At 69.3% G+C, this 16,140-nt stretch carries 11 protein-coding genes and 1 pseudogene; 9 read left to right on the top strand and 3 right to left on the bottom strand.

Annotation, left to right across the window (positions count from 1 at the left end; genetic code table 11):
* Positions 1-25 precede the first annotated feature (25 nt).
* Positions 26-1,261, bottom strand: coding sequence for a GAF domain-containing sensor histidine kinase (locus tag Ate02nite_RS40165; protein WP_239148064.1), 1,236 nt, complete (start codon positions 1,259-1,261; stop codon positions 26-28).
* A 50-nt stretch (positions 1,262-1,311) separates the two neighbouring features.
* Here Ate02nite_RS40165 and Ate02nite_RS40160 point away from each other — a divergent pair, with 50 nt between their 5' ends.
* From Ate02nite_RS40160 to Ate02nite_RS40145, 4 genes are read left to right on the top strand one after another with little or no spacing between them, the layout of a single operon-like run.
* Positions 1,312-1,962 (top strand): NADPH-dependent FMN reductase, encoded by a 651-nt coding sequence (locus tag Ate02nite_RS40160; RefSeq protein ID WP_203813165.1) that lies wholly within the window; start codon positions 1,312-1,314, stop codon positions 1,960-1,962.
* A 57-nt stretch (positions 1,963-2,019) separates the two neighbouring features.
* Positions 2,020-3,687: a type II secretion system protein gene (locus tag Ate02nite_RS40155; protein ID WP_203813164.1), complete on the top strand. Its 1,668-nt coding sequence runs from the start codon at positions 2,020-2,022 to the stop codon at positions 3,685-3,687.
* Positions 3,684-4,292, top strand: a complete 609-nt coding sequence (locus Ate02nite_RS40150) for a prepilin-type N-terminal cleavage/methylation domain-containing protein (protein WP_203813163.1) — start codon at positions 3,684-3,686, stop codon at positions 4,290-4,292. The genes Ate02nite_RS40155 and Ate02nite_RS40150 overlap by 4 nt, the downstream gene beginning before the upstream one ends.
* Positions 4,289-5,797, top strand: a complete 1,509-nt coding sequence (locus tag Ate02nite_RS40145; RefSeq protein WP_203813162.1) for an RICIN domain-containing protein — start codon at positions 4,289-4,291, stop codon at positions 5,795-5,797. The genes Ate02nite_RS40150 and Ate02nite_RS40145 overlap by 4 nt, the downstream gene beginning before the upstream one ends.
* On the opposite strand, the gene Ate02nite_RS40140 is transcribed toward Ate02nite_RS40145, so the two are convergent.
* On the bottom strand, positions 5,784-7,625 hold the full coding sequence (locus Ate02nite_RS40140) for a substrate-binding and GGDEF domain-containing protein (RefSeq protein WP_203813161.1): 1,842 nt from the start codon (positions 7,623-7,625) through the stop codon (positions 5,784-5,786). The two genes, Ate02nite_RS40145 and Ate02nite_RS40140, sit on opposite strands and share 14 nt — an antisense overlap.
* 68 nt (positions 7,626-7,693) lie before the next feature.
* Between Ate02nite_RS40140 and Ate02nite_RS40135 the strand changes: the two genes are divergently transcribed.
* From Ate02nite_RS40135 to Ate02nite_RS40110, 5 genes and pseudogenes are all read left to right on the top strand, one after another.
* Positions 7,694-8,299 carry a class I SAM-dependent methyltransferase gene (locus tag Ate02nite_RS40135; RefSeq protein ID WP_203813160.1) on the top strand — a complete coding sequence of 202 codons (606 nt, stop codon included), beginning with the start codon at positions 7,694-7,696 and terminating at the stop codon, positions 8,297-8,299.
* 276 nt (positions 8,300-8,575) lie between these two features.
* Positions 8,576-8,794: pseudogene (locus Ate02nite_RS40125) on the top strand (hypothetical protein); the annotation flags it as partial.
* A 123-nt stretch (positions 8,795-8,917) separates the two neighbouring features.
* Positions 8,918-9,832: a sugar ABC transporter substrate-binding protein gene (locus tag Ate02nite_RS40120; RefSeq protein WP_203813159.1), complete on the top strand. Its 915-nt coding sequence runs from the start codon at positions 8,918-8,920 to the stop codon at positions 9,830-9,832.
* 8 nt (positions 9,833-9,840) lie between these two features.
* Positions 9,841-12,111 (top strand): FdhF/YdeP family oxidoreductase, encoded by a 2,271-nt coding sequence (locus Ate02nite_RS40115; protein WP_239148063.1) that lies wholly within the window; start codon positions 9,841-9,843, stop codon positions 12,109-12,111.
* Positions 12,112-12,207: 96 nt separating this feature from the next.
* On the top strand, positions 12,208-15,426 hold the full coding sequence (locus Ate02nite_RS40110) for an NACHT domain-containing protein (protein WP_203813158.1): 3,219 nt from the start codon (positions 12,208-12,210) through the stop codon (positions 15,424-15,426).
* On the opposite strand, the gene Ate02nite_RS40105 is transcribed toward Ate02nite_RS40110, so the two are convergent.
* On the bottom strand, positions 15,417-16,127 hold the full coding sequence (locus tag Ate02nite_RS40105; protein ID WP_203813157.1) for a TetR/AcrR family transcriptional regulator: 711 nt from the start codon (positions 16,125-16,127) through the stop codon (positions 15,417-15,419). The two genes, Ate02nite_RS40110 and Ate02nite_RS40105, sit on opposite strands and share 10 nt — an antisense overlap.
* Between the last annotated feature and the right edge of the window lie 13 nt (positions 16,128-16,140).

Raw genomic sequence — 16,140 nt, 5'->3', positions numbered from 1 at the left:
GGCCCCCATAGTGCCCTAGGTCACACTAGTCCGGGGTGGCGGCCGGGAGGCAAATCTTGGCCTTGGTGCCGCGTCCGGTGCCGGCCGAGTCGAGGGCCAGCCGGCCGCCGTGCGCGTTGACGATGCGCCAGGCGATGGCCAGGCCGAGGCCCATGCCGGGGACGGCTTGCTCCTGGGCGTGCCGGCCGCGGTAGAAGCGTTCGAACACGTACGGGAGCTCCTCGGCGGGGATGCCGGCGCCCTGGTCGTGCACCTCGATCTTGGCCCCGGCCACCAGCACGCTTACCTCGTTGCCGCCGGGAGAAAAGGCCACCGCGTTGCGTACGACGTGTTCGAGTGCCTGGCTCAGGGCGGCGGCTTCGCCCACGACGTACGCCGGGGATTCTTCGCCCGAAAGAGTGACCTTCACGCCTCGCTCGGCCGCCAGGGGTTCGCAGGTGTCAACCGCGCTGCGGGCGGCGGCGGCGAGATCGACCAGACCGTCGGCCTTGGCCGGCGCGTCGTCCGGCCGGGCCCCGGCCAGCAGGTGGTCGACCATCCGGACCAGCCGGTCGCCGTTGCGCCGGATCGGTTCGAGCATCCGCCGGTACGGGGCCAGGTCCTCGTCCTCGGCCAGCATCTCCAGGTAGCCCTGCATGGTGGTGACCGGCGTGCGCAGCTCGTGCGAGACCGTCGCGACCAGGTCCTGTTCGCGGCGCATCAGGCGAGCGAGTTCGGCGTCCAGGACGCTCAGCCGGTTCTGCTCGCGTATCGCCTCCAGGTGGCCGGTGGCCTGGGCGGCCAGGTCGCCGAGCAGGGTCAGCTGGCGCTCGCCGATGTCGCGCGGCTCGCGGTCGAGGACACAGACGCTGCCCAGGATGTAGCCGTCCGGGTTGACCAGCGGTACCCCGGCGTAGAACCGGAGGTACGGCGCACCGGTGACGTTCGAGAACTCCTGGAACCGGGAGTCGACATGGGCGTCCGGGACGATCAGCGGGCGCGGGTCGTCGACCATCCAGGCGCAGAACGAGATGGACCGGGGCGCCTGGTTGCCGTCCATGCCGGTGTTGCCGGCGAACCACTGACGGTTGCGGTCGACAAGCGTCACGGTCGACATGGGCGTGTCGAAGATCCGTGCGGCGAGCCGGGTCAGGTCGTCCAGCACGACGGGGCGTACCGCGTCCAGCAGGCCATACGTGTACAGCGCCGCCAATCGGGAGTGCTCTGCCGTTGAGCTCAACGTGGTGTCCTGTTCGTCGGTGATGTAGTCGTAGGTCGGCACCGCAAGTCGCTACCTGAGAGGTTCACCTTCAGCACGTAAGGTCCCCTGCTATGACGCGGATCCTGTTGATCTCGGGGAACACCCGGGCCGACTCGCTGCATACCGCGGCGCTGCGCACGGCGGCCCGGTTCGCTCCGGCGGAGATCAGTGCGTCGCTCTACGACGGCCTACGTGACCTGCCGGCGTTCGTGCCGGGGGAGTACAGCCCGCCCGACCCGGTGCAGTTCCTGCGCCTGCAGGTCGCCGCCGCTGACGCCGTCGTGTTCTCTACCCCGGAATTCGCCGGATCCATCCCGGGCAGCCTGAAAAATCTGCTGGACTGGCTGGTGGACGGGGGCGACCTGAGCTACAAGCCGGTCGCCTGGCTGTCGGTGTCCACGCCCGGTTCGGACGACGGGGCGCGCGAGCTGCTGGAGACGGTGCTCGCGCACGCGAACGCGAAGATGCTGCACCCGGCCTGCATGCGGATCCCGCTGAACGCGGCCGCGCTCGACGAGGTCGACGGCACGCTCACCGACCCGCAGCTGCACCGGGCGCTGCTGGACATGCTCGACGTCCTCGCCCGGGCGCTGGCCGCGCCCAAGCCCAAGGCCCAGCCGTCCTGGCAGGGTGTCTCCAGCATGTTCCCGGTGGTGCAGCGCAACGACGCCTCCGCCCCGTTCCGGTCCTGGCGGGCGGAGATCTGGCGGCCAGACGCCTAAAAACCGGCCTTTCCCGGCCGATGTGAACCACAGCGGTCGACAACGCCGGGAGAACGCGTGGGCAGGGAACGGGACGAGGGGTTCACCCTCGTCGAAATGGTCGTGGCACTGGCCATTCTGAGCATCACCATGCTCGCCAGCGCGCCGTTCTTCGTCCGGAGCCTCACCAACGTCAACAAGCAGCGTTCCAAGCAGGCCGCGATCCAGCTCGCCGACACCGCGATGGAGCAGGTGCGCGGTCTGAAGGGCAGCTCGCTGCTGAGCGGCCGCAGCGCCAACGCCACCCAGGCGCAGTTCACCGCCGCCTCGGCCGTGGTCCAGCCGTACCTGAAGACGATGCAGGTGGCCGGCGATCCGATGATCACCGACTCCACCTCGACGGTCGGGGTGGATGCGCCGATCTCCACGTCGCCCCAGCAGGTCACGGTCGAGGGCACCACCTACACCCTGAACATCTACGTCGGCCTCTGCGAGGTCTACCTGACCGCCAGCTCCACCGAGTGCGTCTATCCCAAGGGTGCGGCGGCCCCGGCCGATACCACCGACATCCTGCAATTCTTCCGGGTCGTGGTGCTTCTGACCTGGCCGGACGCCACCTGCACCGGGGCATCCTGCGCCTACGTCGCGACCACGCTGGTGTCCCGCGCGTCCGAGCCGTCCTTCGACTTCAACCGCCCGGCGCCGGTGGTCATGGAGAACACGCCGACCTTCTACGTCGGTGACACCGTCTCCTACCAGCTGAAGGCCCGAGGCGGGCAGCTCCCGAACACCTGGACGATCGCCGCGCTCCCGGCCGGCCTGTCGATGGCCTCCGCCGGCATCATCACCGGGGTCCCGACCACGGTCGGGGTCACGTCGACCACCGCGACGGTCACCGACCACGCGAACCGCAACGCCACCGGCCCGGTCACGCTGACCGTGGTGAAGCCGCCGACGCCGACCGTGCCGGCCACCACCGTGATCAGCCGGATCGGTGACACGTACAGCCTGGCGCTGACCGCCACCGGCGGGGTCACGCCGTACACCGCGTGGGACGTGGCCGGCCTTCCACCCGGCCTGACCTTCGACTCCACGACCGGTGCCATCAGCGGCAGCCCGACCACCAACGGGACCTACACCGTCACGGTCACCGTCACCGACTCCAACCTCAAGAGCGGCAAGGCGACCTACACGCACGCGGTGTATCCCGCGCTGACCCTCAGTGGCTTGTCCGACCAGACGATCGATCTGGCGACGAGCCTCGGGCTCACCGCAGTGGGCGGCGGTGGCGACGGCAACTACACCTACACCGGCACCGGCCTGCCGCCCAGCGTGAACGTCAACAAGAACACCGGCGCGGTCTCCGGTAAGTCGTCCGCGTCGGGCCGGTTCCTGCCCACGATCACCGTCACCGACGGCACCGGCGGTACCGCGAGCAAGCAGATCGTGGTCATCATCAACACCAGCAGCTCGCTGGTGTTCACCGCGCCTCCGCTGACCGCGCCCGACCAGACCACGGCCAAGGGCACCGCCGCGTCGCTGACCCTGGCCACGAACGGCACGCTGCTGGGCCTTTCGCCCACGCTCACCGTCTCCGGGCTCCCACCGGGCCTGAGTCTCAACGCCCTGACCAAGGTCATCTCCGGGACTCCGACGACGGCCGGAACCTACGTCGTCACCGCTACCGCCTCGGCCCTCGCGCCGCCGAGCACCAGCATTCTCACCTTCGTCTGGAAGATCACATGACCGACGACGACGAGGGCTTCTCGCTTATCGAACTCATTGTCTCGATGTCGGTGATGGCGGTGATCATGGTGATCGTCACCGGAGCCATCACCGAGGTCTACTCCGATGTCAACCGGACCGACAACCTCGCCAACGCGCGGGATCAGATCGGCAACAGCTTTCGCCGGCTGGACAAGGAACTGCGCTACGCCAACTGGGTCGCCACGCCCGGGCAGGTGAACAGCGCCTGGTATCTCGAGTACGGCATGCCCGGCAACAATTGCCAGCAGCTCGTCTTCAAGAACGGCGTGCTGACCCGGGCCACCTGGGTCAGCACGGCCACCTCGACGCCGGGGGCGGCGACGACCATCGCCACCGATCTGGCCCAGACCGGTACGACCGCGCCGTTCACCGTCTACCAGCCCGGCGACCAGCCGTATTCGGCCGGCCCCGGGGTCAGTGGCGTGGGCATCGCCTACCAACCCGAGCACAGTCAGGTGCGGCTCCGGTTCACCGGCAAGGTCGGCAAGACCACGCTGCCCCTGGACGTGCTGTTCTCGGCGCAGAACACCAACCGCAACACGTCGGCGCTCAGCGACTGCAGCTCCGGGAGGCCGACCTCATGAGGCTCACACTTCGCCGCGACGAGGGCTCGATGCCGCTGGCCATGCTGGTCGTCACGGTGGTGCTGGCGCTCTCGGCGACGCTGGTCCCGATCGTGGTCCGCCAGATCAAGAACACCGTCAACTACGACCAGCGGGCGGCCGCCCTCGACGCGGCCATGGCCGGGCTGGACGTGATGATGGCCCGCGTCCGCGCCGCGGCCGACGCCCTGCAGAACGGCTACCTGGAGAACATCCCGCCGTGCTCGATGACCGGGACGGTCGGCGCGACCGGCGGCACCATCACGTCCACCTACACGATCAGCGTGGTGTACAAGTTCCAGGACGAGAGCGTCACGACCGGGGCCTGCACCGTCAACGAGGTGCCGGTCAGCGCGACGGTCACCTCGAACGGGACCAACGGGACGGTGACCCGGAGGCTGACCGCCACGTACGTCTTCTCCACCAGCAACACCAACATCCCGGGCGGTCCCATCAAGATCGCCAGCAGCACCCTGGGCAACCAGTGCCTCGACGGTGGCTCGGCGGCCAGCCCGGCGGCCGGCACCGCCGTTCTCGTCCAGACCTGCAACGGCAGTGGCCAGCAGCAGTTCGGGTACACGCCGGACCTCTATCTGAAGCTGATCAACTCGGAGACGTCCGCGGCAACCTCGGGCATGTGCCTGTTCGCGAACTCGGTACGGGTCAGCGGCACCACGCCCATCGTCTTCCAGGCCTGCCCGACCGTCCGGACCACGACCTACCAGTGGGCACTGGACGGCAGCAGCGTCTACCACGCCACCACGTCGGCCAGTAAGTCCGACGGCAGTTACTGCATGAACCTCAAGACCCCGGGCTCGTCCACCGACCACACCGTGCTGCTGGCCGGCTGCAGCGCCAGCACCACGAAGAACGTGTGGTACTCCGCTCCTGGCGTCGGCGCCGGCATGGCCGGAGACTCCACCAACCAGCTGGTCAACTACAAGCAGTTCAGCCGCTGCCTGGACGTGACGAGCAAGAACCTGAGCGCGCTGTACATGATCGCCTGGTTCTGCAAGCAGGACCCGGGCGCCCTGGTGGACTTCAACCAGCAGTGGGTCCATCCGACGCCGGTGCTGCCGGCGGTCTCCAAGTCCGGTCCGATCATCGTCAACAACTTCAACGCCAACAGCAACGCCAACAACAGCACCATCCTGAACGATTACTGCCTGAAATCGCCGGGCATCGTCACCTCGACGTCCTGGGTGACGGTGGTGGCCTGCAAGGACACCGCCACCCAGGCCCAGCAGACGCTGACCTGGACCGTCTACCACGACACCGGTGACTACGGCACCAGCTACCGGATCATGGACTACAAGGGTTACTGCCTGCAGCCCACCGAGCAGGGCAGCGGTGTCGCCGCCGACTTCCACAGCGACGGAACCAGCAAGGTCAAGGTCGCCACCTGCAGTACGGCGGACATCCAGAAGTGGAACGCGCCGGCCAACATCGACCAGCCGACCCCGCTGGTCAACCTCACCGAGAAGTAGGCCGCCGAGCCGCCGACTTGGCCCGGTACATCGCGGCGTCCGCCTCGCGCAGCAGGTGATCGGGGTCGGCCCCGCCGGCGCCGCCGGAGAGCGCCACGCCGATGCTGCAGCCCACCTCGACCCGCTCGCCGTCGATGAAGAACGGCGCCCGGATCGCGGCGTGGATGTTGTCGCAGACCGCCTTGTGCCCGTCCGGCGTGACCAGCCCGTCGAGCAGGACCACGAACTCGTCGCCGCCCAGCCGGGCCACCGTGTCGGACTTGCGCAGCAGCCCGGTGAGCCGGCGGGCCACCTCGATCAGCAGCTGGTCGCCGGCCGCGTGCCCGAGCGTGTCGTTGACCGCCTTGAAGCCGTCCAGGTCGAGCAGCAGGATCGCGAACCGGTAGTCGGGCTGCCGGGCGGCCCGCTTGCCGGCCTGGTCCATCCGGTCCTCGAGCAGCACCCGGTTGGGCAGCGCGGTGAGGTGGTCGTGCAGGGCCGCGTTGCGCAGGCTTTCTTCCTTGTCGCGCAGCTCGGCCATGGTCACCTCGTAGTCGAGGGCGGCGGCCAGCAGCGCCCCCGAGTGGTTCATCATCTCGCGGCCGGGCGGGGTGGTGGACTGGATCCGGCCGACCGCGGCCAGCACCCCCCAGTCGGCGTTGCGGCTGCGCACCGGCACCAGGAACACCACGTCGCCGGCCGGCCCGTCGGTCGTCCCGAACAGCTCGGGCGGCGGGAAGTCGGCCGCCTCGACCACCTGCCCGGTCTCGCAGCCGGCCCGGAACTCGCCGACCACCTCGAGCGAGTCGCCCTCGGTCCACAGGCCGAGACAGCCGGCCAGCGCCGGGGTCAGGCCCAGCCAGGCCAGGGCGCGCGGGTCGCTGCCGTGCGTGCCGAGCAGCTCGATGCCCAGTTCGTATTGAATGTTGAGGGTGCTCTGCAGGTATTGCACCTGGGCGAACAGGCCGCGGGACTGCGGCTCGGAGATAGGCAGGCCGTGCCCGCTGCAACCGCACGAGTCCCGCCGCACGAACGTCGTCGGCACGTGCCGGACCAGCCGTTCGCCGGCGTTCTCGGTCAGGTCGTTCAGGAGCTGGTAGACCACCGTGCCGACCTGGTCGAGCGGCTGCTGCACGGTGGAGAGGCTGGGCCGCAGGTAGGCGGCGTCGGAGATGTCGTCGAACCCGACCACGGCCAGCTCGGTCGGCAGGTCGTAACCGGCCGAGTGCATCCGCTCGATCAGGCCGATCGCGTTACGGTCGGTGCCGAGCACGATCGCGGTGGCCGGCATCCCGGCCTTGATCAGGTCGTCGGCGACCGTCTCGCCGCCGCTCTCGTGGTTGTCGCCGGAATCGATGAGCAGCGACGGCTGCGGGGTGATCCCGTGCGCGAGCAGCGCCTCCCGGTAGCCCTCGTAGCGTTCCCGCACGTCGAAGTGGGCCAGGTAACCGGCGAACGCGATCCGCTCATGACCGTGTTCGACCAGGTGCGCGACCGCTTCCCGGACGCCGCTGCGGTTGTCGGCCAGCACCGCCGAACAGCCGCTGCCGGTGGCGTCCTGGGCGACGAACACGACCGGCAGGCCGGACCGGTGCGCCTCGGCGGCGTACGCCGTGTCCACCGCGCCGGGCAGCACGACCAGCCCGGCCAGCTGGTTCCAGGAGATCGGCCGGTGGAAGTCGGGCAGGCCGGCCCGGTCGGCGCTGTGCGCGCCGGGGTCGAGAGTCTGGATCGCCATGATCCGATCGCCGCCGCCGGCCGCCGCCGCGTTGATGCCCTCGATGATCGCCCCGTAGTAGTCGCCCCCGACAAAGGGCGAGAGGATCCCGAAGGTACGGCGGCCGCTCACTCCGCCATGATCTCCCGAAACACCGGTGTCGTGGGTCACATCCCAGCCGTCGGGCAGAATGTCAGACCGTGACCAGAGCACAGGGAGACGCGCAGCCGCCGGAGTCGACGGTCTCGCTCGACTATTTCACCGGGCTGTACGAGGCCAAGGACGACCCGTGGGACCTCGCCACCAAGTGGCATGACCAGCGCAAATACGCGGTGACGGTGGCCAGTCTGCCGAAGCCGCGCTACCGGCGGTGCTATGAGCCGGGCGCGTCGGTGGGCCTGCTGACCCGGTTGCTGGCCGAACGCTGCGACGAGGTGCTCGCGGTGGACCACGTGCCGGAGGCGGTGCAGACGGCCACCGAGAACGTGCGCGACCTGCCGAACGTCCGGGTCGAGCTGGCCAACGTGCCGGCCGAGCTGCCGTCCGGCACGTTCGACCTGATCGTCGTGGGTGACCTTTTCTACTACCTGTCGGCCGCGGATTTCGAGGCGCTTGTCGACGGCCTGCTGGCGCGGCTCGAACCGGGTGGCGATCTGGTGTCGGTGCACTTCCGCGACCGGGAGAATCCCGGAAATTACGACGGCTTCCACGTCAATGCCAAGCTGTCCGAAAAAATTGGACAAATCATCAGTCACGAAGACGAATGGTTCGTGCTAGATGTCTTCCGGGCGAACGACGAACGGTAGCGGTGCGGGCTGGTCCCCACGATCCGTTTGAAGCGGTCCCGGAACGCGGTCGGTGACCCGAAACCGACCGCGCCGCGATCTCGTCGAGGGTGAGTTCCCGCCCGGCGTTGTCGTCGAGCCAGCGCAGCAGCGGTTCCATGGTCGAGCCGCGCGGCACCGGCGGCTGCTCGGGCACGATGAACGGGGCCTGCCCGCCGTCACGTTCGAGCGGCCGTCCGCAAGGCAACCACCACTTCCGGCGGTACGTCCTGGTCCGTGCACCACCGCCGGTTCGAGGGGGTGATGGGCGACGCCTGGCTGATCGTCTCGATCGTGCTGACCGCCCTCGCCGCCGCCGTCCTGGGCTTCTTCGTTCTTCCCGCGCAGCGGTCGGCGCTCTGGGCGGAGACGGCGAACCCGGCCCGGCTCGGCATGCTCGCCGGCCTCTTCAACCTGCTCCGGGCGATCGTCGTGGTCCTGATGATCGTCCGGCCCGGCTCGACGACCGGAGCCTGACGTGCGAAATCTGCAAGCTAAGGCTGCACGCAGCGAGGTTTGGCGGATGTCACCGGGTTGTTACGTTCTTGCGCGCTGTGATCACGAGGGGGTCCTTCAGTGTCGAGACGTGCTGCTCGGGCCATGGCGGCTGCCCTGGCGATAACCCTGTGCGCCGGCTGCGGTGCGGACCGGGCCGCGTCCGCCAAGAGCACCTACGCGCTGGGCTTCGTCAACGGGGCCAGCACCGAGTTCCACACCTGCCTGCAGAAGGCGGTCGAGGGTGAGGCCACCCGGCGCGGCGTGCGGGTGATCACCGCCAACTCGAAGCAGGACCCGAAGGCCGAGCTGTCGAACATCGAGAACCTGATCGCCCAGAACGTGGACGCGGTGATCGTGCAGACCGTCAGCACCGATGCCCTCAAAGCGGACATCGCCAAGGCCGGGGCGGCGAAGATCCCGATTTTTCTGACCTCGGTGGCGCCGGCCGACACCGGCTCGATTCTGGGGGCCGTCGCGGTCGACCTCAACCAGGTCGGCCTGCTGGACGCGAGCTGGGTCAGCAACGACGCGGTCGGCGCGCCGGGCACCGCCGCGGTCATCGCGGGCGCCCCCGGCGCGGCCTCCGACCTGCTGGTCAAGGGCTTCACCGACAACCTGCCGAAGAACATCAAGGTGGTGGCGAGCAAGCCGGGCATGTTCAACCGGGCCAAGGCCAAGGCGGTCGCGGCCGCGATGATCAAGGAACACCCCGACCTCGGGTACGCCTTCGTGGCCAACGAGGACATGGCGGTCGGCGCCAGCGAGGCTTTCCGGAGTGCCGGAAAAGGGGTAAAGATTGTGACTGTGAACGGAACCGACACCGGGCTCGCCGGCATTGAAGACGGCCGATTCGCCGCGACGGTGTCCAACCCCGCTTCGCGGCTCGGCCAGCAGGCCGTGGAAAACACCATCAGCCTGCTCAACTCCGAGCCGATCGACAAGATCGACTATGTTGCGATCGACCTGATCACCAAGATCGACCTCGCTCAGGCACCGAGTTACTGCCTGATCGACTAGGAGGCCCCGTGCCCATCGACCCGGAAGAGGCGAAGCTGCGCGTCGGCCCGCCCGCCGACCATGCCGCCGGGCTCCAAGCGGTGCGGATCAGCATGGCTACCGCGATCAAGCAGATGGGCGTGGTGAAGACCGCCCGCAACCTGCTGAGCCTCAACCAGGTCGACGGCTTCGACTGCATGAGCTGCGCCTGGCCCGACCCGCAGGGCCATCGCCACACCGCCGAGTTCTGCGAGAACGGCGCGAAGGCGGTCTCCTGGGAGGGTGTGCGCGATGTGGTCGGCCCGGCGTTCTTCGCCGAGCACTCCCTCGAGGAGCTGGCCGGCCAGACCGATTACTGGCTGGAGAAGCAGGGTCGCCTGGTCCACCCGATGGTCCGCCGCGAGGGTGGCACCCACTACGAGCCGATCTCCTGGGCTTCTGCTTTTGAGTTGATCGGCTCTTCGTTGCGAGGACTGGCTTCCCCGGACGAGGCGATCTTCTACACCTCCGGGCGCACCAGCAACGAGGCCGCGTTCCTCTATCAGCTGTTCGCCCGCGCCTACGGCACCAACAACATGCCGGACTGCTCCAACATGTGCCACGAGTCCACCTCGGTGGGCCTGGCCCGCACGATCGGCGTCGGCAAGGGCTCGATCAGCCTGCAGGATCTGTACGAGGCCGACCTGATCGTGATCTCCGGGCAGAACCCGGGCACCAACCACCCGCGGATGCTGACCGCCCTGGAGATCGCCAAGAAGAACGGCGCCCGCATCCTGGCGATCAACCCGCTGCCCGAGGCCGGCCTGCTGCGCTTCGACAACCCGCAGAAGCCGCGCGGCCTGGTCGGGCGCGGCACCGGCCTGGCCGACCGGCTGCTGCAGATCCGCTCCAACGGCGACCTCGCGCTCTGGCAGGCTCTAGGTCAACTGCTGCTGTTAGCGGGTGCCGAGGACCGTGACTTCATCGACGGCTACACGGTCGGCTTCGAGGCCTGGGCCGACCACGTCAAGCAGGTCGACCGGGACGCGGTGCTGCGCGCCACCGGCCTGCCATGGGAGGAGATCGAGGCGGCGGCCGCCATGCTGGCCTCCTCGAAACGGGTCGTGCACTGCTGGGCGATGGGCATCACCCAGCACCACAACGCGGTCGCCACGATCAAGGAGTTCGTCAACGTCGCCCTGCTCCAGGGCATGATCGGTAAGCCCGGCGCCGGCCTGTGCCCGGTCCGCGGCCACTCCAACGTCCAGGGCGACCGCACCATGGGCATCTGGGAGAAGCCACTGCCGGTGTTCCTCGACGCGCTGGCCACCGAGTTCGGGTTCGAGCCGCCCCGCGAGCACGGGTTCGACGCCGCCGACGCGGTCCGCGCCCTGCGCGACCGCCGGGCCAGGGTCTTCATCGGGCTCGGCGGCAACTTCGTGGCGGCGATGTCCGACACCGAGGTCACCGCGGCGGCCATGCGCGGCGCCGAGCTCACCGTGCAGATCTCCACCAAGCTCAACCGCAGCCACATCGACGCCGGCGGCACCGCGCTCATCCTGCCCACCCTGGGTCGCACCGAGACCGACCGCACCGGCGGCCTCGACCAGCGGGTCACCGTCGAAGACTCGATGTCGGCCGTGCACGCCTCCCGCGGCCGGTCCGCCCCGGCCGGTCCGCTGCTGCGCTCCGAGGTCGAGATCGTCAGCCGGATAGCCGCCGCCACCCTCGGCGACCGGCACGACATCCCGTGGGCCGGGTTCGCCGCCGATTACGACACCATCCGGGAACGGATCGGCCGGGTCGTCCCGGGCGCCGCCGGTTACGCCGAGAAGATCCGGGCCGGCGGCGGCTTCACCATGCCGCACCCGCCCCGTGACTCCCGCACGTTCCCTACCCCGGAAGGCCGGGCGGTCTTCACGGTCAGTCCGCTCGAGGTGCTCGAGGTGCCGCCGGGCCGGCTCGTGCTGCAGACCGTGCGCAGCCACGACCAGTTCAACACCACCATCTACGGCCTCGACGACCGTTACCGCGGCATCAAGTCCGGCCGCCGGGTGCTGTTCATCAGCGCCGAAGACCTCGCCGAGCACGGGTACGCCGACGGCGACCACGTCGACCTGATCTCCGAGTGGGCGGACGGCGTCGAGCGCCGCGCCGACCGGTTCCGGCTGGTCGCCTACCCGACCCCCAAGGGGTGTGTCGCCGCCTACTACCCGGAGACCAACCCGCTCGTGCCGCTCGATTCGCAGGCGGCCGAGAGTGGCACTCCGACATCGAAGTGGGTAATTGTCCGACTGAAGCCCTCAGTCGAGGCCACGTAACGTCGATCCACCTACGTGCGGTGGGAACGTGGGTGGATCTGGTGGAGCGGCGTCGCGGCCGTCGCCGCCGTGGCATAGGTCCGCCATCATGGGGCGATGCCGAAGGGACTGTCCTACCTCGACGCCGTCAAGATCCTTGGCGGTTCCGGCCCGCTGACCAAGGCGGTGGACAACCTGCTGGGCGGCGCGCTGAGCGCCGCGACGCTCGGCGGCAGCGACGCTGCCTTGAGCTTCTTCGACGCCAAGGCGGAAATGGTCAGGCTGGGTTCCCTGGTCACCCTCAAGATCACCGATATCGTACGCGGGTTGGGCCGCTACAACCGCACCGAACGACTCCTTGCCGCATCGGGAGTCCTCGCGGTAACCGCGTTATTTGAGTCCTTGGACGACTGCTTCCGAGCCGCCGGCCTTGAATCGGCCGAGTTCACTCGCGACGACCAGATCATCCTGGCCGGTGGACGTGCCAGCGGCGAGCTGCTCCGAGATCTACTCGACAGCCCGATCCCGCTGCCGTCACCGGCCCGTTCCCACGAGATGTTGCTGAGCGATCTCCGGGTGTGGTTCCGGAGTTGCAGCACCAGCCTCGGCTTTTATGTCAGTGGGCTCGCCGTGTGGGATCGAGCCCACGAGACCGCGCATTCCATATTTACCGATCTGATCCTCGATTCGCTCCCGGGCGATGCGGTGGAACGCTACGACGAGCTGCACCGGCGGCTGGCCGGGGAGATTCCCGAGTTCGCGATCTGGTCCGGCCGCCTGGAAGTCCGGGCCACCGGCCAGAGCCTGCGAAGACTCGAAGACCTCCTGGTCCGCGCCTCGGCCGGCCGCGATCCGAGCCGCCACCGCGCCGCCCTGGCCCGCGCCTATCGCGCCAAGCTGAGCCGCCCGGTCCTCGGCGGCGACGCCGGTGGAGTGGTGCTGCCGGACCTGGTCGACGCCTATGTGGACCCGCTCTTCCAGATGCGAGTGGCCGAGTCGAACGACCGACCGGCCGACGAGACCTGGTGGAACACTGAGGTGCGCGACGACCTCTACAGCTTCCTTGCTACCTACCTGACCACGGCAGGTGCCACCGAGACCCCGCTGCTCCTGCTCGGCCAGCCGGGCGCCGGGAAGTCCTCGCTCACCCACATCCTGGCCGCCCGCCTCCCCGCGACCGACTACCTGGTGGCCCGCGTCCCGCTGCGCGAGGTCCCGGCCGAGGCGGAGATCCAGGACCAGATCGAGCTGGCCATCCGATCGGCCATCGGCGAGACGGTGGCCTGGGCCGAGATGGCCGAGGACGCCCTCGCCGTGGTCCTGCTCGACGGCTTCGACGAGTTGCTCCAGGCCACCGGCCTGCATCAGTCCGACTACCTGCAGCGGGTAGCCCAGTTCCAGGCGCGCGAACTGGCCCAGAACCGCCCGGTCGCGGTGATCGTGACCAGCCGGGTAGCGGTGGCCGACCGCGCCCGCATCCCGGCGGGCAGCCCGGTGGTCCGGCTGGAACCGTTCAGCGACAGCCAGATCGAACAGTGGCTGCGAGTCTGGAACCAGGTCAACCCGTCGATCGAGCCGCTGCGTTCCGGGGTCCTGGCCCGCCTCCCGGAACTGGCCGGCCAGCCACTGCTGCTGCTGATGCTCGCGCTCTACCACGCCGGCGGCAACCCGCTCACCGACGACTTCGACACCGCCCACCTCTACGAACGACTGCTGGGTGAGTTCGCCGACCGCGAGGTGCGCCGGGTACACGCCGGCCGCCCGGAGTCCGCGATGCCGGCCCTGGTCGAGGCCGAGCTGCTGCGCCTGTCGGTGGTGGCGTTCGCGATGTTCCACCGCAACCGCCTCTGGATCACCGAACGCGAACTCGACGACGACCTGGCCGGCCTGGGCCTGACCCCGTCCCGGACCGCCGACCACGAGGGCTTCCGCGCGCCGCTCACGGCCGCCCAGGAGATGGTCGGCCGGTTCTTCTTCATCCAGCGGGCCCAGGCCAGGCAGGACGACAAGGACCTCCAGACGTACGAGTTCCTGCACGCCACCTTCGGCGAATACCTGGTGGCTCGCCTGGTCGTGCAGGCGCTCCAGGACACGACAGCCCGGGAGAACGCCGCCACCCTGGCCCTCCGATTCGGCCCGCCGCAGGAGGCCGACCTGCTCCAGGATCTCCTCGGCTACACCGCTCTGACCGCCCGCAACACGGTGCTGCAGTTCGTCCGGTCCCTCCTGGACATCCCCGCCCGCGCCGAGATCCGCGACTTCCTGGTCCGCCGGGCCCGCCAGGCGGTTACCCGCCCCCAGTACCCGGCCGGCCGCTACCGCCCGATCGACAAGCGCATCGACTACTGGATGGCCACCTACTCCTTCAACCTGGTCCTGCTGACCCTGGCCTGCGGCGGCGAACTGCGCGCGACCGACCTCTTCACCGAGGCGAAGGACCCGGCCGAGTGGCTGCGCGGCACCGCATTGCAGTGGCGGGCGGCGATGCCCGGCGGCATCTACCTAGAGGCGCTGGAGGAGATATCCGTCCGCCGGGATGTGCACGACGGCCGCCGGGACCTGGTGTTGCACTCCACCGCCGACCCCGACCTCCACCCGCTCGACCCGGCCTGGTCCAACCGTTCGCGCCCGGCGGAGCGGGGAGGCGCGCAGGGCTACCCCGCGAACTTCTCCTGGGGTCCGGCCCTGACCTCGATGCACCTGAGCAACAGCCTGAGCGACGACACCCTCCTGCACGCCCTCGAGCCCTTGATATTCCGTTTGCCCGACGCGAGCCGCTACTACGTGGTCCACGACTCGGGCGAAACGGAGTCGGTCGCCCACAGCCTGGTAGCGGTGTGGATGGCCTCCGGCCTCGGCGATGACGGCGATACCCTGGCGGTGGTCTACCGCCGAGCCGCCCGCGCCGTGGCGGGAAGCGTTCACGGCACCGAGGCCCGAGCCGTAGCGGCCATCCTGCTCCGATCGGTACGCAACGACGCCACCAGGCTGCGCCCCGAAGATGTGGTGGCGATCGTCGCCCAGCTGGCCGCCAGCCCCGCCGCAACGGCGCCCTTACTGGTCGACGCGATGCGGTGCCTGCTGCTGCCCCAGCTGAAAAAGGTGGGCGAGACCCGCCGTCAGGCGCTTGTCGACGTTCTCGCCGCCTTGGTCTCGACGGCAACACACTCCGGACTGATCCGAGACGTCGTGGATATGCTCGCCGATTCCGGCAACCTGGAGATCGTCCTGACCGGCGTCCGCGACAACCTCAACCCCGACGACCGCGAAATTCTAGCCGGTGAGGTCTACGCCAGCTACCCGGACTTGGCCGCCATCCTTCGCTATCAGGCGTGAACGGCGGTCGCCAGCAGCTGGACCGCGGCGATCAGGCCGGCCCGGGGCGCGTCCCGCCACTGCGGGGTGATCGGGGCGAGGCTCGTCGAGCGGGGGTAGCGCTCGGCCAGGTCGGGGATCAGCCGGCCGGTCGCCTCGGTGCGTTCCCGCCACGCGGCGGTGCCGTCGCGGTCCATCCGGGTATAGGCGGCGGCGGTTTCGGCACAGGAGCGGACCGTCGCGTACAGCATGGTGATGGTTGGGGTTTGTCTTTCGGCGGGGACCGCCCAGCGGTCGAGGATGCCGAGCAGGCGTTCCATCCAGTCCTGCTCGTTGGGGCCCTGACCGGCCTGCGCCCAGGACCGCTCGGCCAGCCACGGATGGGCCAGGTGCAGCTCGAAGAGGGTGAGCGCCCAGCCGAGAAGGTCGTCGGCCAGGCCGGTCGCCGGGTCGTCCCACGACGGGAGGGCGCTCGCGTGGTCCTGCATCAGGGCCAGGAGCTGCTCCTTCGTGCCGACGTAGGGGTAGAGCGCCATCGCGGTCTTGCCGAACCGGGCCGCGATCACCCGGGTGGAGACGGCGGCGAGGCCCTCCCGGTCGGCCAGGTCGACGGCGACGTCGAGGATCTCGTCGAGGTTCAGCTGCTGGCGCGGGCCGCGGCGCGGGGTCGGCAGGGTGGTGCCGCGATGGCGCCACAGCCGGCGTACGTGTTGCTCAGGCATAGTCCTTACACCG

This window comes from Paractinoplanes tereljensis, from assembly GCF_016862435.1.
Classification (GTDB): Bacteria; Actinomycetota; Actinomycetes; order Mycobacteriales; family Micromonosporaceae; genus Actinoplanes; species Actinoplanes tereljensis.
This window is presented reverse-complemented; position numbering and strand designations above follow the sequence as displayed.